The organism is Aeromonas sp. FDAARGOS 1417, assembly GCF_019046985.1.
In the GTDB taxonomy this organism is placed as follows: Bacteria; Pseudomonadota; Gammaproteobacteria; order Enterobacterales; family Aeromonadaceae; genus Aeromonas; species Aeromonas veronii.
Map to the genome: position 1 here is coordinate 1,143,385 of NZ_CP077221.1, position 18,641 is coordinate 1,162,025.

Here is an 18,641-nt window from a genome sequence, read left to right on the forward strand (position 1 = left end):
GAAATATCTTGACCGGCCACTTATTTCGATTATTTTGGAAATATAGAAACCAAGTGAGGATACGACAATGAATGAGTGGTTAACCATGCTGACCGATGCAGCCCAGATGTTCCTGTTTCTGGCTGTCGAGCTGTCGGTGCTGTTTCTGGTCATTAGCGCCGGGGTCAGCCTGATCCGCCAGAAGATCCCCGACGAGAAGATCCAGCGGATGCTGGGGGCGCGCCATGGCAAGGGCTATCTGCTCTCGGCCCTGCTCGGTGCCGTCACCCCCTTTTGCAGCTGCTCCACCATCCCCATGCTGAGAGGGCTGCTCTCGGCCAAGGCTGGCTTTGGCCCCACCCTCACCTTCCTGTTTATTTCGCCACTGCTGAACCCCATCATCGTCGGCTTGATGTGGGCCACCTTCGGCTGGAAAGTGACCCTGCTCTACGCCGTGATCGCCGCCAGCGTCTCCGTCATGGCGAGCATGCTGCTCGACAGATTGGGGTTCGAGCGCCATGTCATCGACCCCAAAGAGGCCACCCCCTCTTGCGGTAGCGGCTGTGGCCCGGCGATCCGCGCCACCACTCAAGCACATTGCAGTGACAACCAACGCAGTGCCATTCGCGCAATCAAACCCCTCAACGGGGCAGCGTGCTGCCCGGCTCCGCAACCAGAGATGGCAGAGCAGGCCACCCTCTCCTGCTGCGGCGATGGCACGGCAACCCTGACCCGTGCACCACAGCTCCCCACCGCATGGGTCCAGGCTCGCCTCGATGCCTGGCAGCAGTTCAAAGCGGTATTGCCCTTCCTGCTGCTGGGGGTGCTTATCGGCTCATTTATCTACGGCTTTATTCCGGCCGAGTGGATCGCCGCCCATGCCGGCGCCGATAACCCGCTGGCCATCCCCTTCAGCGCCATCGTCGGGATCCCGCTCTACATCCGTGCCGAGGCCGTGATCCCGCTGGCGTCGGTACTGCTGGGCAAAGGGATGGGAATGGGCGCAGTCATGGCGCTGATCATCGGCAGTGCCGGTGCCAGCCTGACCGAGGTGATCCTGCTCAAATCGATGTTCAGAACCCCGATGATTGCGGCCTTCCTTACCGTGATCCTCGGCATGGCGATCCTGATGGGCTACCTGACACAACTGTTGTTTTAAGTCGCCCATCTTTAAACAGGCAAAATGCCAAAGCAGCCGAGTGTGAAACCATCCGGCACCTCATAGACAAACGCCGATCAACTGATCGGCGTTTGTCTATTCCGTACGGCAATCAATTTGAGACAGCCAAAGGATGAGGGGTTTGCTGCTCTCCGGGCCATGTGACTTGGCCTGCCTCCCCTCACCGAACTGTGCTGTAAAAATGTGAGACCCATCCCGTCCCCACGCAGTAGCACAAGAGTTAATGTGCAACAACACAATAAATGAACATCCTCTGCCATACTCAAACGAAGTATTCCGTTACGCCGAAACCGGAGCCTGATCATGGTAACCAGCTCGCTTCACACCACAGATACCGAGGTTGAATTTGCCGACGATATCCAGTTGGTATCGACGACCGACCTCAAAGGGGACATCACCTACGCCAATCCGGCGTTTTGTCAGGTGGCAGGCTATCGCCTGGAAGAGATGTTGGGGCAGCATCACAATCTGGTGCGCCACCCCGACATGCCCAAGGCAGCGTTTGCCGATCTCTGGGCCCACCTGCAGGCAGGCAAACCATGGCGAGGCATGGTAAAAAACCGCTGCAAGGATGGTCGCTATTATTGGGTTGATGCCTATGTCACCCCGATTTATGAAGATGGCAAGATGGTGGGTTACCAATCCGTCCGCTGCCGTCCCGCCGCAGAGCACAAAGCGCGTGCCAGCAAGATGTACAAAACCCTTAAAGCCCGTGAAACCGGCTCTGCCATTCACATGGGCCTGCGTCAACTCACACCGGCCATGATGACCATCCCCCTGCTGCTCGTCAGCGTGATCAGCGCGCTCTGGCTACTCTCACCGCTGCAGGCGCTCTGGGTCATCATTCCTCTCTTGGCAGCCATCTGGTTCAATCGCCACCCTCTCTTCCTCACACCGCGATTCTTGCAGCGGCTCGAGCAGGATTACGACAGCATCAGCCGCCTTATCTTCTCGGGGGATGCCCCCCACAGCATTGCCGATTTCCATATCAAGCTCGGGCAAGCGAAGATCCGTACCGTACTCGGCCGGGTGGATGACACCACTGCTTCGCTCAATGCCATGGCCAATGACCTGCGCGGCTCCGCCTCGCTGGCCAGCCAGGATATCTCTTCGCAAGACACGCAGATCCAGCAGATTGCCACCGCCGTCACCCAGATGGCTTCGGCCGCCGAGGAGATCAACCGCAATATTCAAGACAGCAACAGCCAGATTGAAGAGGCCCGCAGCCACTGCATCACCACCAGCACCCAGCTTTCGGAAGCAGGAGAAGAGATGTCGGCGCTGGCCACCCAGGCGGAACAAGCCTTTCAGTCAGCCGTTGAGCTGGCGAGCGAGTCCGAGCGGATCGGCACCATCATGAGCGAAATTCGCGGCATTGCGGATCAAACCAACCTGCTGGCGCTCAATGCCTCCATCGAAGCCGCACGGGCAGGCGATCAGGGGCGCGGTTTTGCAGTGGTGGCGGACGAGGTTCGCAGCCTGTCGACCAGAACCCACAAGGCGACAGAGCAGATCCAGAACAGCATTGGCCATATCCAGCAAACCCTTGGGGGATGGAAAGAGATGATGCATCTCAATGTGACCAGAACCAACGCCTGCCTCGCCACCACCCGGGCAAGCACCGGCAACCTGAATCAGGTTGTGGTCGAGATAGACAAGGTCTCTGATTTTTCCAACCAGATCACCGCCGCAGCCACCGAGCAACAAGCGGTCATCGAGGAGATCAGTCGCAATATCAACCAGATATCCTCGCTCTCTCACGATAACAGTCTCAAAATCGATCACGTGAGTGAAACCAGTGCCAACTTGCAGAGCAAAGCGAGCCAGCTCAAGGACTTAAGCCGTACGTTTGGATAACAGCTGTAGTGCTCTAATCATCCCAGACACCATTTTAGGTGGTACAGTCGCCCCCATGACCTGAGGTATTCAATGACAAGTTACATCGTTCATTTACTGCCGAATTCAAACTCGACGCCGCATACCTGATGCTCGACCAGGGATATTCTGTCCCCGAAGCAAGCCGTTCACTGGATGTCGGTGAAACCGGACTTCGCCGCTAGGTTAAGCAACTGCAATCCGAACGAACCGGCACCACTCCTATCAGCAAATCGCTGACACCGGAGCAGCAGAAAATTCAAGAGCTGGAAGCTCGTATCAATCGACGCGAACGTGAAAAGGGGGTTCCGTTGACAAGTTGAATCTACAACTGCTCTCTTGATGGCGGGGTCAGTCCATGATCAGACAACTACATCTTTCAGAACAAAACTACCCGTTTGTATAACAAACCAGCATGAGGGAAGTGAGAGGGGGGGGCTAAACTTGATGGATATCCGATAAACGGCACAGGAGACACCGCGCCATGCTTCCTCCTTTTATCTATGAGAGATTGCCCAGCCTCTATCTGCTGGCAGCCATTGCCATTATTACGTTGAGTGAACAGCCCCTGCTCTGGTTTGCAGGCGCCTTGCTGTTTATCGCCGGAGCGGTGACCTGGATGATGCGCTCCAGCTACCGACGTACCGATCTGATTATCTTTCCGAGCAAACGCTGGCTGCAGCCGGAGTGGCTGTATGAAGCGCAGCCCTTCATCTGGCTGGCTGCGGGGCTGGCCATGTCACAGCTGCCCGCCCCTGCGGCACTCATCGCCTTGGTGCCCTGTCTGTGGGCCTGTCGTTGCCTCTGGGCACGGCACCATTATCGTCGCCATGCCCATGGGGTGATTGTCCACTTAAGACGGGATCCCGCCCGGCGCCGTCTGCACCGGAGCCTGCGCTGATTCGGTGCGGGCGCGTTCGATAAACGTCGCCAGATCCATCAGGGGATACCTCATCAGGCTTGGCAAGCCATCGAGATCCAGACTGTCCATCAGGTTTTTCACCTCAAGGCCCAGTTCGGTATCCCCTTCTATCTTCAGCTTGCGCTGGAAAAAGAGCGAATCCGGATCCTCTTTGCGACCGGCAATCAGGATCAGGTCGTTGGCGGTACCGCTGAAGCAGACATCGGCCTTGTCACACTCGCGAGCCACCACCAGCTGGCCATTCTGCTCACTGATAAACCAGCACAGCTCCAGATCAGAGACTTCGACTTTCAGCCACTTGTCTGCCAGAAACTCGAAATCACCATCTTCGATAGCCTCTTTGAAAACCCGGGCCAGCAAACTCTCCATCAGCTGCTTTTGCAGATTGAAGGGAACAAGCTTAAGGGGATGGCGCAAGAAGCGCGGAGCCTGTTCGACCAGGCGGCGTTGCAGTTGTTGAAACACGATAGACTCCCTTTTTTGCGCATTCAAACACAGGGAGAGTGTCAAGATCCTGTTGGAAATCAAACTTGTGCAGGGTTACCTCAAGAAGGGTAAAGCCACACAAAGCTGCCTCAGGTCAAAAAGCGGGAGTGCATGGCTGCATACAATCAGGGCTCGTTTGCCCTTCATATGCACTCTCGGAGCGTACCAATGGAATTACTCTGTCCGGCAGGCAGTTTGCCGGCACTGAAAACCGCCGTGGATAACGGGGCCGATGCCGTTTATATCGGTTTCAAGGATGACACCAATGCCCGCCACTTTGCCGGTCTCAACTTTACCGACAGCAAACTGGAGAAGGCGGTGGATTATGTGCATCAACATGCTCGCAAGCTGCATATTGCCATCAATACCTTTGCCCATCCCGGGGCCGATACTCGATGGAAACAGGCGGTTGATCGCGGGGTGGCCCTCGGCGCCGATGCGTTAATCATCGCCGATCTCGCCGTGCTGGAATATGCCAGCCGCCACTACCCCGAGATGGAACTCCATGTCTCGGTGCAGGCCAGCGCCACCAATGCCGCCGCCATTCGCTTCTATCAGCAGCAATTCAATGTTACACGGGTGGTGCTGCCCCGGGTGCTCTCCATGCATCAGGTCAAGCAACTGGCCCGCGAAACCGATGTTGGCCTTGAGGTATTCGCCTTTGGCAGCCTCTGCATCATGGCCGAGGGGCGCTGCTATCTCTCCTCCTACATGACTGGCGAGAGTCCCAACACCGTCGGCGCCTGCTCACCGGCCAAGTTCGTCCGTTGGGAAGAGACCCCGAATGGTCTCGAGTCGCGGCTCAACGAGGTGCTGATCGACCGCTATGGCCCGGGCGAAAATGCTGGCTATCCGACCCTGTGCAAGGGGCGTTTCGACGTGGATGGCCAGACCTACCACGCGCTGGAAGAGCCCACCAGTCTCAATACCCTGGGTCTCCTGCCAGAGCTGTTCAAGACTGGGATCCAGTCGGTCAAGATTGAAGGGCGCCAGCGCAGCCCCGCTTATGTGGAGCAAGTGACCCGGGTCTGGCGTGCAGCCATCGATGCCTATCAGGCCAATCCCGAGGCCTATCAGGTTAAAGCTGAGTGGGATGCCCAGCTAGCCCGCGTCTCCGAAGGTAGCCAAACTACCCTCGGCGCCTACCATCGTCAGTGGCAATAAGGAGTCCACCTATGCAATTTTCTCTCGGGCCTCTGCTCTTCTACTGGCCCAAAGCCGATACCGAATCCTTTTACCATGCCGCTGCCGACAGTCAGGCCGACATCATCTATCTGGGCGAGACGGTGTGCAGCAAGCGGCGCGAACTCAAAGTCGATGACTGGATTGCGCTGGCCCGTCAGGTCGCCAACTCCGGCAAGCAGGCGGTGCTCTCGACCCTCGCCCTTATCTCCGCCCCTTCCGAGCTCAAGGAGGTGAAGCGGCTAGTCGACAATGGCGATCTTATGGTCGAAGCCAACGATCTCGGTACGGTGCAACTCGCCTGGGAGGCTGGGATCCCCTTCGTCTGTGGCCCCGCCATCAACGCCTATAACGCCGATGTGCTGCGCATGCTGCTCAAACAGGGGATGAAACGCTGGGTCATGCCGGTGGAGCTCTCCCGTGACTGGCTGATCCAGCTCAATCAGGATCTGGGCTCCCTGCGCGACCAATTTGAGGTGGAGGTGTTTGCCTACGGCCATCTGCCGCTCGCCTACTCGGCGCGCTGCTTCACCGCCCGCTCCCTCGACAAACCGAAAGACAACTGCGAGCTCGCCTGCATCAACTACCCCACCGGACGACTGGCCAACAGCCGCGAGGGACAACGGGTGTTCAATCTCAACGGGATCCAGACCCAGTCCGGTTACTGCTACAACTTGGGTAACGAGCTGGCTGGTATGGAAGGTCTGGTGGATGTGGTCAGACTTTCACCGCAAGGGATGGAGACGCTGGAGATGGTGGCCCGCTTCAAAGCCAATCGGCAGGGCCAGGCTCCCCTCCCCTTGCAGCAAGGAAGCGACTGTAACGGCTACTGGCGCCAGATCCCCGGCATGAGCCTGGTGGAGTAAACCCGCCATTCGCCCAACAAAAAGGCCTCATCGCGAGGCCTTTTTTACCACTATCTGGCAGTAGATCAGGAGGGCTGATCACCCTTGTTACGAGCGCTCTGGGCACCTGGCGGCAAGGGCTTGCGCGCCATCAACTCCAGCTCCAGCAGCGCATAGCGGTGCTCAATGAAGTCATAGACGTTGTTAGATAAGGCCAGCTTGAAGTAGCTGATGGCTTCCTTGCGGTTGCCTTTGCCCAGCTCGAACTTGCCCAGATAGAAGTAGGTTTCACACAGGCGCTCGGCAAGCTCCCGGTTATCCTTCACCCCTTTCACCACGTTGCCCATCAGCTGGGAAGCGTTGATCTCGCCGGTATAAAGGCGAACCAGATCCCAGTTCCAGGCATCGTCATCGTACTTGTTGAGACGCTCGCGCATCCGGCTCATGGCGGCCGACGGGTCGAGTTTCTGCTCGGCTAGATAGAGCCAGATCACCCGATAGGGGTCTTCCGGCTGCGCCTCGTAGAAACGCTTCATATCGGCCGCGGCCAGTTCGGGACGGTTGCCGTAATAGAGGGCGATGCCACGGTTGAGATAGGCATAGTCATAGTCCGGCGCCAGTTCGAGGGCAGAATCGAACGCATCATAGGCTTCGTCGTAATTCTGTTGCTGTACCAGATAGACGCCGATAAAGTTGTAGGCTTCGGCGAAATCCGGCTTCTCCCGCAGGGCACGGTTGAAATCGAGCCGCGCGAGGGAACGCAGACCAACCCGATCAAACACCACGGCACGCTCATAGAACAACTCTGCCCGTTGCTCGGTGGTCAGTTCCATTTCACTGAGCATCTGCCCGAGTCGGGCGAGCGCCAGCTCACTCTGGTAGGAGACCTGCAGGGGGGTCGCCAACACCAGTGAAGCAGGCTGCGGCTTGGGAACCTTGGGGGTGTTAACCTGACTGCTACTGCTGCAACCCCACATGGGAAGCAACAACAGGATACCGAGGAGGTATCCAATCCCTTTCCTGACGTTCAATGAACACTCCGACGCTTACGCTTGACCCCACATATGGTAAAGGTCAACAGCTGCTTTGTCATGTAGCTGTGCCCCTCTACCTCAAATAAATCAGGATTCGACAGGGTATCCGGCATCGCACCAACCGCGAAAGCCGCCGTCGACGCTGATCACCTTGCGATAACCCATCTGTTGCAGGTTGTCCGCAGCCAGAATTGAGCGAAAACCACCACCACAATAGAGGTAGAGCTCGGTCTCGAGATCCGGGAACTGGGTCTCGATATCCCGCTCAATCACGCCACGACCCAGATATCGGGCTCCGGGCAGATGGCCCCTGGCCCACTCACTCTCTTCCCGCACGTCGATCAGGTGAAACGTGCGCCCTTCATCCTGCCAGCGCTTGATCTGGTGAACATCGGTTTCGGTGATGCGGGAGCGGATCCCGTCAACCAGCGCCAAAAAACGGGGATTGTGATGCATGACAAACTCCTGTTGTTTAAATCATGTGCGTCAGCAAACGACACGCAGAGATAAGAAAAGAGCGCCATGAGGCGCTCTTCACTGTTACGGCAGGATTTCCTGTTGGTCCGCACCCTCTTTCTCTACCTGGGTGGGCAGCATGTGCTCGCGCTTGACGCCGAGGAACATGGCAAACGCACTCGCCACATAGATGGAGGAGTAGGTACCGAACGCCACACCGATCACCATGGCCACGGCAAAACCGTGGATCAGCGCACCGCCCTTGAGCAGCAGCGCCAGCACCACGATAAAGGTGAGGCCGGAGGTGATGATGGTACGACTCAGGGTCTCGGTCATGGAGAGATCCAGAATGTATTCGGTATCCCCTTTACGCACCTTGCGGAAGTTCTCCCGCAAGCGGTCGAACACCACTATAGTATCGTTCAGGGAGTAACCCACCAGGGTCATCAGTGCCGCCAGTACAGTCAGGTCGAACTCGTACTGGAAGTAGGCAAAGACACCCAGCGTGATCACCACGTCGTGCACCAGGGAGAGAATGCCCCCCAGCGCCAGACGCCATTCGAAACGCACTGCCACGTAGGCCAGGATACAGAGGATGGAGGCCAGCATGGCCAGCGCACCGTCTGTCGCCAGTTCATCACCCACGGAAGGGCCGACGAACTCGACGCGTTTGAGCACTGCGCCCTCGTCGAGCTGCTTGGCCGCCGCCAGCACTTCGTTACCCTGTTGTTCTACCTTGACCCCCTCTTTCGGGGTCAGACGGAACAGCACGTCACGGCTGGAGCCAAAGTGTTGCAGGGTTGCCCCTTCAATCTTCTGTTCTTCCAGAGCGTCGTGGATCTTGTCCAGGCTCACCGACTGCTGGAACCCCACCTCGATGGTGGTACCACCGGTAAAGTCCAGACCCCAGTTCAGACCCCGATCAAACAGGAAGAACAGGGCTACCACCATCAGCACGGAAGAGAAAACCACACCCGGCTTGGCATAGCGCATAAACGGGATCGGTTTTTCAAAATGTAGAATCTGAAACATCTCTCTATCCTCAGATGGGCAGCTTGTCGATACGCCGTCCACCCCAAGCCAGGTTGATAATGGCACGGGAAACTGTGATGGCAGTAAACATGGAGGCGGTCAGACCAATGCCCAGCGTCAGGGCAAAGCCCTTGATGGCGCCGGTGCCGATACCGAACAGGATCACGCAGGTGATCAGTGAGGTCACGTTGGAGTCGGCGATGGTGGAGAATGCCCGATCAAAGCCTAGATGGATGGCTTGCTGAACACCGCGACCGTTGCGGATCTCTTCACGAATACGCTCGTAGATCAGTACGTTGGCATCCACCGCCATACCCAGCGTCAGGACGATACCGGCGATACCCGGCAGTGTCATGGTGGCCCCCGGGATCATCGACATGATGCCGACAATCAACACCAGGTTCATACAGAGCGCCAGGTTGGCAACCCAGCCGAACGCGCGGTAGTAGATCCCCATGAACAGCACGATCACCAGCATGGCCCAGCCGATGGCTTCCATACCGCTGTCGATGTTCTGTTGACCCAGGCTCGGGCCAATGGTGCGCTCTTCCACGATCTGGATCGGGGCGATCAGGGCACCGGCACGCAGCAGCAGCGCAAGGTTGTGGGCTTCGTTGGCGTTGTCGATCCCTGTGATACGGAACTGGCTGCCAAGACGCGACTGGATGGTGGCGACGTTGATCACCTCCTCCTGCTTGCGAAACTTGCGCTTGCCATCCGGACCCGGTTGACCGACCGGCTTGTACTCGATGAAGACGGTCGCCATCCCTTTACCAACGTTGTCCTTGGTAAAGTTGGCCATCTTGTTGCCACCCTGGCCATCCAGCTTGATGTTGACCTGGGGACGGCTGTACTCGTCGAAGCCGGACTGGGCACCCACGATGTGGTCACCGGTCAGGATCACCCGCTTTTGCAGCACCACGGGACGACCGTTGCGATCGTTGTAGACCTTGGAGCTGGGCGGGACACGGCCATCGGCCGCAGCCTGGATGTCGGCAGTCTCATCGACCATGTGGAATTCCAGGGTCGCGGTTGCCCCCAGGATCTCCTTGGCGCGAGCGGTATCCTGAATACCGGGCAGTTCAACGACAATGCGCTCGGCGCCTTGCTGTTGTACCAGCGGCTCGGCCACGCCCAGTTCGTTGACCCGGTTACGGATGATGGTGATGTTCTGCTCGAGGGCGTACTTCTTCACTTCCTTGATCTTGGCTTCGCTCAGACCAGCCAGCAGGATGAACTCATCCCCTTTCTGCTCGGTAGTGAAAGTCAAATCAGGGTTCTGACGACGCAGATGAGAAACGGCGCGTTCCTGATCGGCTTCGTCACGGAAGATCACCTGCACCTGATCTCCGACCCGGCGTACGCCGGAGTAACGGATCTTCTGGGTGCGCAGCTCGGAGCGGAAATCCTGCACCATCTGCTCTTGCTGCTTGGTCAGTGCTTCGGCCATGTCCACTTCCATCAGGAAGTGCACACCACCGCGCAGATCAAGACCCAGCTTCAGAGGCGCCGCACCGATGGCTTCGAGCCAGGCGGGAGTGGAAGGTGCCAGGTTGAGTGCGGTAATGAAGTTGTCGCCCAGCTTGTTGGCAACGATATCACGCGCCTTCAGCTGGTCTTCGGTGTTCTTGAAACGGATCAGGATAAAACCGTGCTCGAATGCAGCATGTTTGACCGGGATCTTGGCCGCTTCAAGGGTCTCTTTCACCAGATCAAGAGTATCTAGCTTGACTTCGGCACCACGGCTGGCAGAAACCTGCAAAGCCGGATCTTCGCCGTAAAGATTGGGGGCTGCATATAGAAAACCGATGGCGATCACCAGGATCACCATCAGGTATTTCCACAGCGGATAGCGATTCAACACGCTGTGCTCCTTGGGAGATTAAAGAGACTGGATAGAACCCTTGGGCAGAACGGCAGAGACGAAGTCCTTTTTGATGGTGACTTGAGTCTGGTCGTTCAGGGCGATCACCAGGTAATCGCTGTCTGCAGCCACTTTGGCAATTTTGCCAACCAGGCCACCGGAAGTGAGCACTTCATCACCCTTGGACAAGGAGCTCATCAGATTGCGGTGATCCTTGGCACGCTTGGCCTGGGGACGATAGATCATGAAGTAGAAAATCAGGCCGAATACGGCCAGCATGATGATCATTTCCATACCACCACCCTGTGCACCCGGTGCTGCGCCTTCTGCATACGCCTTGGAGATAATGCTCATTTAACAACCTCTTATTGATGTAGATTTAAAAAAACAAAATTATATGTTGTTGTTATTTAACGTCATTTTCAGCTAACGGAGGCACAGGCTTCCCTTGCCGACGGTAAAACTCTGTTACAAAGTCGTCTAATTTACCCTGCTCGATCGCGTCCCGCAAACCCTGCATCACACGCTGGTAATAACGCAGGTTATGAATCGTATTCAGACGGGCACCGAGGATCTCGTTGCACTTGTCCAGATGGTGCAGGTAGCTTCGGCTGTAGTTCTTGCAGGTGTAGCAATCACACTCGGCATCCAGGGTACTGGTGTCGTTGCGATGTTGGGCGTTGCGGATCTTCACCACACCATCGGTGGTGAACAGGTGGCCGTTGCGGGCGTTGCGGGTCGGCATGACGCAGTCGAACATGTCGATACCGCGGCGCACCCCTTCCACCAGATCTTCCGGCTTGCCGACACCCATCAGGTAGCGCGGCTTGTCAGCCGGAATTTTCGGGCATACGTGCTCGAGGATACGGTGCATGTCCTCTTTGGGTTCGCCCACGGCCAGACCACCGACCGCATAACCGTCGAAACCGATCTCCAGCAGCCCCTTGAGGGAGACATCCCGCAAATCTTCGTAGACCGAGCCCTGAATGATGCCGAACAGGGCGTTCTTGTTGCCCAGCGCATCAAACTTGTCGCGGGAGCGCTTGCCCCAGCGCAGGGACATCTCCATGGACTTGCGCGCTTCTTCATAAGTGGCCGGGTACGGGGTGCACTCGTCGAAGATCATCACGATGTCGGAGCCCAGATCGTACTGGATCTCCATGGACTTCTCGGGGTCGAGGAAGATCTTCTCGCCATTGATGGGGTGACGGAAGTGGACGCCCGCTTCGGTGATCTTGCGAATATGGCCCAGGCTGAACACCTGGAAACCACCGGAGTCGGTCAGGATCGGGCCCTGCCAGTTCATGAAATCGTGCAGATCGCCGTGGGCACGCATCACTTCCTGACCCGGGCGCAGCCAAAGGTGGAAGGTGTTACCCAGCAGGATCTGGGCACCGGTTTCACGCACCTCTTCCGGAGTCATCCCCTTGACGGTGCCGTACGTCCCGACCGGCATAAAGGCCGGCGTTTGTACCACACCACGTTCGAAGACCAGTTGACCGCGACGGGCACGGCCGTCAGTGGTTTTCAGTTCAAATTTCATTGCTACCTCGGCTGCGTCAGATAAACAGTCTGACAATAGGAGGGCCGCTCACGGCCCGGTAAATAAGCTGAAGCTTATGCTTCAACCTGGCGACGGGTGACGAACATGGCGTCCCCGTAGCTGAAGAAACGGTACTGTCCGGCCACGGCTGCCTGATAGGCCGCCATCACGTTGTCATAACCGGCGAAGGCGCTGACCAGCATGATCAGGGTCGACTCCGGCAGATGGAAGTTGGTGACCATGGCATCGACAATCTGGAACTGGTAACCAGGGAAGATGAAGATATCGGTGTCACTAAAGAAGGGCGCCAACGGTTTGCCCTGGGCCAGGGTGACCTTGGCCGCGCTCTCCAGCGAACGCACCGACGTGGTGCCAACGGCAATCACCCGACCACCGCGCGCACGGGTGGCCGCGATGGCATCTACCACCTCTTGCGGCACTTCCGCATATTCGGAGTGCATGTGGTGATCTTCAATCTTCTCAACCCGCACCGGCTGGAAGGTCCCCGCCCCTACATGCAGGGTGACGAAGGCCGTTTCAACCCCTTTGGCCCGAATTTTCTCAAGCAGCGGCTCATCAAAGTGCAGGCCGGCGGTCGGCGCAGCGACAGCCCCCGGTTTTTGATTGTAAACGGTCTGGTAGCGCTCCTTGTCGGCATCCTCGTCGGGACGGTCTATATAGGGGGGCAGCGGCATGTGGCCGATGGCCTCCAAAATCTCCAGCACTGGACGCGGGTCGAGGAAGTGGATCTCGAACAGGGCATCGTGGCGGGCGCGCATCTCGGCTTCGACGCCACCATCCATGATCATCCGGGTGCCGGGCTTGGGCGCCTTGGAGGCACGGACATGGGCCAGCACGCTGTGCTCGTCCAGAATGCGCTCGACCAGTACCTCCAGCTTGCCGCCGCTGGCCTTCTGGCCAAACATACGTGCCGGAATGACACGGGTGTTGTTAAATACCAGCAGGTCACCCGGATTGAGCTGATCCAGCACATCCACAAATTGACCGTGGCGCAGGGCGCCAGTTTGACCATCGAGCTGCAACAGGCGGCTGGCGGTACGCTCTGCCATCGGATAGCGGGCAATCAGCTCGTCTGGCAGATCAAAATGAAAATCGGATACTTGCATCTTTCACCTCGGGGGGAATCGGCGGCTAGTCTAGTTATCCCCATCTTCCAAGGCAACCCAAAAGACCAAAAACCCAAGAGAGACAAGGGGTAGCGAGCAATATTGAGACACACATCCGGTTAATGATTCTTTAATGTTCTGTATTGACCCTGATCATGTTTTGCCAATGGGCGCTGGGCTAGGGTGAAAGTAGATACACAAGGAGGCCCACCATGATGACCCTATCCGAAATCATGACCGAACACCCCTTCACTCTGGGTCCGTCAAACAGTGTCAAACAGGCGATGGACCTGATGCAGCAGGAGCGGATCCGCCACATTCCCATCGTCGACGAGCAGCATCACCTGCTGGGGTTGGTAACCCTCACCGATATCCTGGCCACCCGGGAATCCAAGCTGCTGCTCATCAGCCCGGAGCGGGAAGCCGAATTTACCGACAGCGTGCAACTCGACGAGATCATGACACGGCAAGTGGCGAGCGTAGATCCTCATGCCGGCATCAAGGAGGCGGCACTCTACCTGCAGCGCCACAGATATGGCTGCCTGCCGGTACTCAAAGGACGCAAGCTGATCGGCATTGTCACCGAGTCGGACTTTATTGCCGTGGCCATCAACCTGCTGGAATTGATGGAAGAGCAGGAACCACCTACCGACTTTTGATAGATTGCCATGTAATTAAATTTCAATAAAAGCGTTTTCAGCTGTCAAAATAAGCTGAAATGATGAAACACTTTCATTTTGATTGAAAAATTACACCAAATGCTTGCCTTGTGATCTGCGTCACACTATCATCCCTCTCATGCAATAGTTGCCGAGGGGGAGACGAGGGATTGTGCACCCATTATCTTCCTCTCATATGTCTGCAAGTTTGCACACCCCGTAGTTAGTCTTTGCTGTAAAGCATTTGTTTATATAGCCATTCCTTGTTTGATGACCCGGCCCTGTCGTTGCGATAGCGCCGGGATTTTTTTATCCGCGTTTTCTGCTCTCCCCCTTGTCAGCACATCCCCCATCGCTGCGAGCAACGGCCTCAACCTCCTGCGCCACCTGTTTGCACCATATGTTTGCACCACCGTTTATCTCATCGCGTCATCGTGGCCCTGCACACCCCTTCTTATGCCTTGAAAAGGCGATGTAGCGCACAGATATTGAACCACGACAAGGAGTTATCTCAGTAGGTCAGAGATATTCATGTTAGGTACAGCCATAGTGAGCTATCTAATAAGTAGATTTAAGCGATTCAAAATTGCGGCTTTTATCGATTAACGGAAGCCCCTATGATGAATCCATCGAAAGTTAAGCGCCTCGTCTGGCAAGACTCTTCAACACCAGACCGGCATATGTACATCACCAAGGAGCAATTACATGTCTACCTACATCAACGCTGAAATCAAGCCGTTCAATGCTACCGCCTACCACAATGGCAAATTCGTTCAGGTGTCTGACGCTGACCTGAAAGGCAAGTGGTCCGTGGTCTTCTTCTACCCGGCTGACTTCACCTTCGTTTGCCCGACCGAGCTGGGCGACCTGGCTGACAACTACGCTGAATTCCAGAAACTGGGCGTCGAGATCTACTCTGTCTCTACCGATACCCACTTCACTCACAAAGCATGGCACGACACCTCTGACACCATTCAGAAGATCCAGTACCCGATGATTGGTGACCCGACTGGTACCATCACCCGCAACTTCGGCGTGATGATCGAAGAAGCTGGTCTGGCTGACCGCGGTACCTTCGTGATTGACCCGCAGGGCATCATCCAGATCGTCGAGATCAACGCTGGCGGCATCGGCCGTGACGCACTGGAACTGCTGCGCAAAGTTAAAGCCGCCCAGTACGTTGCCTCCCACCCGGGTGAAGTGTGCCCGGCTAAATGGAAAGAAGGCGAAGCCACTCTGGCCCCGTCCCTGGACTTGGTAGGCAAGATCTAAGCCTCCCGCTTCCAAGACCGGCCCGCATAAGGGCCGGTCTGCTTTCCGGCATTGCCAAATAGGCCTGAAAGCAGACCGACTCACATTTAATGCCAACTCGCCATTACAAGAAGGAATTCGACCATGTTGGATACCAACCTCAAACAACAGCTGAACACCTATCTGCAGTACATCGTCAATCCCATCCAGATCAGCGTGTCCGGCAACGACAGCGACAAATCTGCAGAGCTGCTGGCACTGGCCAGCGAGATCGCCGAGATGTCCCCCAAGATCACCCAGACCTCTGGCACTGCCGTTCGCAAGCCTTCCATGAGTGTCGCGCCGCAGGGCCAAGCTCCGCGCGTTCACTTTGCCGGCATCCCCATGGGTCATGAATTTACTTCTCTGGTACTCGCCCTGCTGCAAAGCGGCGGCCACCCTTCCAAGGCCGATGCGGCCGTGCAGGAGCAGATCCGCAATCTCAAGGGTGAGTTCCACTTCGAGACCTATATCTCCCTCTCCTGCCACAACTGCCCGGACGTGGTGCAGGCCCTCAACCTGATGGCGACCCTGAACCCCGGCATCACCCACACCATGATCGACGGCGCCCTGTTCCAGGAAGAGGTCGCCGAGCGTCAAATCATGGCGGTACCGAATGTTTACCTGAACGGTCAACCGTTCAGCCAGGGCCGTATTTCACTCGAAGAGATCGTCGCCAAACTCGACACAGGTGCCGCCGAGCGCAAGGCCGCCGAGCTGAATGAGAAAGATCCCTACGATGTGCTAGTGGTAGGCGGTGGCCCGGCTGGCGCCGCAGCGGCCATCTATGCCGCTCGTAAAGGCATTCGCACTGCCATCGTTGCCGAACGTTTCGGTGGTCAGGTGATGGACACCGTCGGCATCGAGAACTTTATCTCCGTGCCCTACACCGAAGGCCCCAAGCTGGCCGCCAGCCTGGAGCAGCACGTCAAACAGTACGGCGTTGAAGTGATCACCGAGCAGCGCGCCGCCGCCATCAGCAAAGATGGATATGTGAACGTGGATCTCGCCTCTGGCGCCACCTTGAAGAGCCGTGCCGTGATCCTGGCTACCGGTGCGCGCTGGCGTGACCTGAACGTCCCGGGCGAGCTTGAGTACCGTACCAAGGGCGTGGCCTACTGCCCGCACTGCGATGGTCCCTTCTTCAAGGGCAAGCGAGTAGCTGTGATCGGTGGCGGTAACTCCGGCATCGAGGCAGCGATCGACTTGGCTGGCATCGTCGAGCATGTGACTGTGGTGGAGTTCGCCGACACCCTGCGAGCCGATGAAGTGCTGCAGAAGAAGGCTCGCTCCATGGGCAATATCGACATCATCATGAGCGCTCGCACCACCGAAGTGATCGGTGATGGCAGCAAGGTGGTCGGTATGGACTACGAAGATCGAACCACAGGCGAGATCAAACACCTGGCGGTGGCTGGTATCTTCGTCCAGATCGGCCTGGTACCGAACACCGAGTTCCTGAAAGGGAGCGAGATTGCCCTGACCCGCTTTGGCGAGATCGAGATCGATACCAAGGGCGCGACCTCCCTGCCCGGCGTCTACGCCGCAGGGGACGCCACCACGGTACCGTTCAAGCAGATCATCATCTCCATGGGTGCTGGCGCCACCGCCGCACTGGGTGCGTTTGATTACCTCATCCGCAACCCGGCGCCGGAAGCGACCAAAGCTGATGCTGTGACCGCCTGATAAAACCAGCGCAACAAAAAGCCGACGCTCGATTAAGTAAACACGAGCGTCGGCTTTTTTATATCTGCATCGATGCGCAATAAAAACCCCGCAGCAAATGGCGGGGTTGTTCATGACTGGACTTAAACGACGGGCATCACTCCAGCAAGAAAACAGCCTCGATATTATCACTTACCGTGATCTGCTGTTGTTGATAGCTGTTGTCCGCCATATCCGGCGCGGGAGCAGCCATCGCCATGGCCTGCACCACCTTCAGGTTGCGGCTGTAGGCGGTAATGGGTGAAGCATTGCGGTACTCCACACTGTAGACCTTGCCAAGCTTCATCCCGAACGCCTTGGCCAGAGATTCAGCCTTGGTTTTGGCATCCTCAACTGCATTCAGACGGGCCTGCTCCTTGATGACCTGCGGCGACTTCAACCCGTACTCAATCTGGGATACGGACTCCAGCCCGGCTTTGAGGGCGGTATCCATCAGGGGGCTCAATTTATCCAGTTGATAGAGTTTGACAGCCAATTGCCGCTGGGCACGGTATCCCAGCAATACCGGCTTCTTGTTCTCGCCATACTGATATTCCGGCGAGACCATCAGGTTGCCAGCCTCAACATCGCTGCGCTTGATCCCCAACCCTTCCAGTTGGCTGAAAAAGGCTGCGACCTTGGTATCGACCTGCTGCTTGGCCTTGAGGCCTTGCTTATCCAGTGCACTCACCGCCACATTGAGGGTGAGCATATCGGGTTCGGTCTTTTGCTCGGCATAACCGCTCACCACCAGATGGGGCGCTTGCGGCACTTCAATCGCCAGCAGCGGAGCACTGACAACCAGAGCGGAAAGAGTAAGAAGGGGACGCCACATAGAAAAAAACCTCAATCGGAAAGATTGAGGTCATTATGCCCGCGCAGTTACGGGATTCATATATCATGCAAGGGGGGGAGCTGATCCAGTATCTGATTGGTCAGATCGAGACTAATGGTGACCATGCTGCCGGGATCCTGGCTCTGGTTTGCCATATCCAGCGCAGGAGCTGCTCCACAGACCAACACCTCATCATCGAAATGGAACGAGTCCCACGACAGAACGTGTCCTTGCACCGCCTGTCCGATATTGGTGCCACCACTATCCTCCTCCATCGCAGACCAAGGGATGGTATCAGATGGCCCTAGCAAATCTTGCAACAACGGAGAGTGAAAACTGGCCAGCGGATACTCTTGCTGCCCCTGATGATGGCCAACCAGAATCATGTTATGGGCAGACTCGGTATCCATGACCGGCACATAAGTGATAGAGGCCGTAGCGAAGTCAACATAGAGCGAGCCCGCTACATCACCGGCCTCATTCTCAATCTCCATCCCATCCAGCCGATCCCCCGCGATCGAGGCCTGATAGCCAAACTGGCCTGCGCAGGTAATGTTCCCCTGCCCATCCCAGCTATAACGGATGCCATCAATGTCGACCCAGTTGAATGACTGCATGATTACCCCTC

The 18,641-nt window shown here is 56.9% G+C and carries 18 protein-coding genes and 1 pseudogene; 9 read left to right on the forward strand and 10 right to left on the reverse strand.

The window, feature by feature from the left end; genetic code table 11:
* Nucleotides 1–67 precede the first annotated feature (67 nt).
* From I6L47_RS05045 to I6L47_RS05060, 4 genes and pseudogenes are all read left to right on the forward strand, one after another.
* Complete coding sequence (locus I6L47_RS05045; protein WP_216948812.1) at nt 68–1,138, forward strand: permease; 1,071 nt, start codon at nt 68–70, stop codon at nt 1,136–1,138.
* A 324-nt stretch (nt 1,139–1,462) separates the two neighbouring features.
* A complete protein-coding gene (locus I6L47_RS05050) occupies nt 1,463–3,016 on the forward strand; it encodes a PAS domain-containing methyl-accepting chemotaxis protein (protein WP_216948813.1) in 1,554 nt (517 codons plus the stop codon).
* 128 nt (nt 3,017–3,144) lie between these two features.
* A pseudogene (locus I6L47_RS05055) lies at nt 3,145–3,336 on the forward strand (transposase); the annotation flags it as partial.
* A gap of 182 nt (nt 3,337–3,518) precedes the next feature.
* Nucleotides 3,519–3,935 carry a hypothetical protein gene (locus I6L47_RS05060; RefSeq protein WP_005351023.1) on the forward strand — a complete coding sequence of 139 codons (417 nt, stop codon included), beginning with the start codon at nt 3,519–3,521 and terminating at the stop codon, nt 3,933–3,935.
* Here the strand turns inward: I6L47_RS05060 and I6L47_RS05065 are convergent.
* Nucleotides 3,888–4,421 carry an SCP2 domain-containing protein gene (locus tag I6L47_RS05065; protein ID WP_100653987.1) on the reverse strand — a complete coding sequence of 178 codons (534 nt, stop codon included), beginning with the start codon at nt 4,419–4,421 and terminating at the stop codon, nt 3,888–3,890. The genes I6L47_RS05060 and I6L47_RS05065 overlap by 48 nt on opposite strands.
* Nucleotides 4,422–4,610: 189 nt before the next feature.
* On the opposite strand from I6L47_RS05065, the gene I6L47_RS05070 reads away from it, so the two are divergent.
* Both I6L47_RS05070 and I6L47_RS05075 read left to right on the forward strand, forming a co-directional pair.
* Nucleotides 4,611–5,606, forward strand: coding sequence for a peptidase U32 family protein (locus tag I6L47_RS05070; RefSeq protein ID WP_216948814.1), 996 nt, complete (start codon nt 4,611–4,613; stop codon nt 5,604–5,606).
* 11 nt (nt 5,607–5,617) lie between these two features.
* Complete coding sequence (locus tag I6L47_RS05075; protein WP_216948815.1) at nt 5,618–6,490, forward strand: U32 family peptidase; 873 nt, start codon at nt 5,618–5,620, stop codon at nt 6,488–6,490.
* 65 nt (nt 6,491–6,555) lie between these two features.
* Here I6L47_RS05075 and nlpI read toward each other — a convergent pair whose 3' ends face one another.
* The 7 genes from nlpI to queA all read right to left on the reverse strand — a co-directional run bounded on the left by nlpI (nt 6,556) and on the right by queA (nt 13,525).
* Complete coding sequence (gene nlpI, locus I6L47_RS05080; RefSeq protein WP_005351017.1) at nt 6,556–7,500, reverse strand: lipoprotein NlpI; 945 nt, start codon at nt 7,498–7,500, stop codon at nt 6,556–6,558.
* Nucleotides 7,501–7,590: 90 nt separating this feature from the next.
* The gene (locus tag I6L47_RS05085) at nt 7,591–7,959 is read right to left on the reverse strand and encodes a rhodanese-like domain-containing protein (protein WP_005351016.1); all 369 of its coding nucleotides are present in this window, start codon (nt 7,957–7,959) and stop codon (nt 7,591–7,593) included.
* An 84-nt stretch (nt 7,960–8,043) separates the two neighbouring features.
* Entirely contained in the window at nt 8,044–8,991 is a 948-nt protein-coding gene (gene secF / locus I6L47_RS05090; RefSeq protein ID WP_005337322.1) for a protein translocase subunit SecF, read from the reverse strand.
* Nucleotides 8,992–9,001: 10 nt separating this feature from the next.
* Entirely contained in the window at nt 9,002–10,855 is a 1,854-nt protein-coding gene (gene secD / locus I6L47_RS05095; RefSeq protein ID WP_005337324.1) for a protein translocase subunit SecD, read from the reverse strand.
* Nucleotides 10,856–10,873: 18 nt separating this feature from the next.
* On the reverse strand, nt 10,874–11,209 hold the full coding sequence (gene yajC / locus I6L47_RS05100) for a preprotein translocase subunit YajC (RefSeq protein ID WP_005337327.1): 336 nt from the start codon (nt 11,207–11,209) through the stop codon (nt 10,874–10,876).
* A gap of 52 nt (nt 11,210–11,261) precedes the next feature.
* Nucleotides 11,262–12,398, reverse strand: a complete 1,137-nt coding sequence (tgt, locus tag I6L47_RS05105; protein ID WP_005337329.1) for a tRNA guanosine(34) transglycosylase Tgt — start codon at nt 12,396–12,398, stop codon at nt 11,262–11,264.
* Between the two features lie 74 nt (nt 12,399–12,472).
* A complete protein-coding gene (gene queA / locus I6L47_RS05110; RefSeq protein ID WP_005344678.1) occupies nt 12,473–13,525 on the reverse strand; it encodes a tRNA preQ1(34) S-adenosylmethionine ribosyltransferase-isomerase QueA in 1,053 nt (350 codons plus the stop codon).
* Between the two features lie 212 nt (nt 13,526–13,737).
* Here queA and I6L47_RS05115 point away from each other — a divergent pair, with 212 nt between their 5' ends.
* The 3 genes from I6L47_RS05115 to ahpF all read left to right on the forward strand — a co-directional run bounded on the left by I6L47_RS05115 (nt 13,738) and on the right by ahpF (nt 17,160).
* Nucleotides 13,738–14,184, forward strand: a complete 447-nt coding sequence (locus I6L47_RS05115) for a CBS domain-containing protein (protein WP_013723842.1) — start codon at nt 13,738–13,740, stop codon at nt 14,182–14,184.
* A gap of 705 nt (nt 14,185–14,889) precedes the next feature.
* Nucleotides 14,890–15,456, forward strand: a complete 567-nt coding sequence (ahpC, locus tag I6L47_RS05120) for an alkyl hydroperoxide reductase subunit C (RefSeq protein ID WP_157160996.1) — start codon at nt 14,890–14,892, stop codon at nt 15,454–15,456.
* A 123-nt stretch (nt 15,457–15,579) separates the two neighbouring features.
* Complete coding sequence (gene ahpF, locus I6L47_RS05125; RefSeq protein WP_216948816.1) at nt 15,580–17,160, forward strand: alkyl hydroperoxide reductase subunit F; 1,581 nt, start codon at nt 15,580–15,582, stop codon at nt 17,158–17,160.
* A gap of 136 nt (nt 17,161–17,296) precedes the next feature.
* Here the strand turns inward: ahpF and I6L47_RS05130 are convergent, their stop codons facing one another.
* Both I6L47_RS05130 and I6L47_RS05135 read right to left on the reverse strand, forming a co-directional pair.
* Nucleotides 17,297–18,013, reverse strand: coding sequence for an SIMPL domain-containing protein (locus I6L47_RS05130; RefSeq protein ID WP_021229694.1), 717 nt, complete (start codon nt 18,011–18,013; stop codon nt 17,297–17,299).
* Between the two features lie 56 nt (nt 18,014–18,069).
* Nucleotides 18,070–18,630: a hypothetical protein gene (locus I6L47_RS05135; protein ID WP_005337339.1), complete on the reverse strand. Its 561-nt coding sequence runs from the start codon at nt 18,628–18,630 to the stop codon at nt 18,070–18,072.
* Between the last annotated feature and the right edge of the window lie 11 nt (nt 18,631–18,641).

Coding starts and splice junctions, on each gene's coding strand:
- I6L47_RS05115 (WP_013723842.1), top strand. CDS start 13,738: ATGATGACCCTATCCGAAATCATGACCGAACACCCCTTCACTCTGGGT.
- I6L47_RS05060 (WP_005351023.1), top strand. CDS start 3,519: ATGCTTCCTCCTTTTATCTATGAGAGATTGCCCAGCCTCTATCTGCTG.
- ahpF (WP_216948816.1), top strand. CDS start 15,580: ATGTTGGATACCAACCTCAAACAACAGCTGAACACCTATCTGCAGTAC.
- tgt (WP_005337329.1), bottom strand. CDS start 12,398: ATGAAATTTGAACTGAAAACCACTGACGGCCGTGCCCGTCGCGGTCAA.
- I6L47_RS05085 (WP_005351016.1), bottom strand. CDS start 7,959: ATGCATCACAATCCCCGTTTTTTGGCGCTGGTTGACGGGATCCGCTCC.
- I6L47_RS05130 (WP_021229694.1), bottom strand. CDS start 18,013: ATGTGGCGTCCCCTTCTTACTCTTTCCGCTCTGGTTGTCAGTGCTCCG.
- yajC (WP_005337327.1), bottom strand. CDS start 11,209: ATGAGCATTATCTCCAAGGCGTATGCAGAAGGCGCAGCACCGGGTGCA.
- secF (WP_005337322.1), bottom strand. CDS start 8,991: ATGTTTCAGATTCTACATTTTGAAAAACCGATCCCGTTTATGCGCTAT.
- I6L47_RS05045 (WP_216948812.1), top strand. CDS start 68: ATGAATGAGTGGTTAACCATGCTGACCGATGCAGCCCAGATGTTCCTG.
- I6L47_RS05075 (WP_216948815.1), top strand. CDS start 5,618: ATGCAATTTTCTCTCGGGCCTCTGCTCTTCTACTGGCCCAAAGCCGAT.
- I6L47_RS05070 (WP_216948814.1), top strand. CDS start 4,611: ATGGAATTACTCTGTCCGGCAGGCAGTTTGCCGGCACTGAAAACCGCC.
- queA (WP_005344678.1), bottom strand. CDS start 13,525: ATGCAAGTATCCGATTTTCATTTTGATCTGCCAGACGAGCTGATTGCC.
- I6L47_RS05135 (WP_005337339.1), bottom strand. CDS start 18,630: ATGCAGTCATTCAACTGGGTCGACATTGATGGCATCCGTTATAGCTGG.
- I6L47_RS05050 (WP_216948813.1), top strand. CDS start 1,463: ATGGTAACCAGCTCGCTTCACACCACAGATACCGAGGTTGAATTTGCC.
- ahpC (WP_157160996.1), top strand. CDS start 14,890: ATGTCTACCTACATCAACGCTGAAATCAAGCCGTTCAATGCTACCGCC.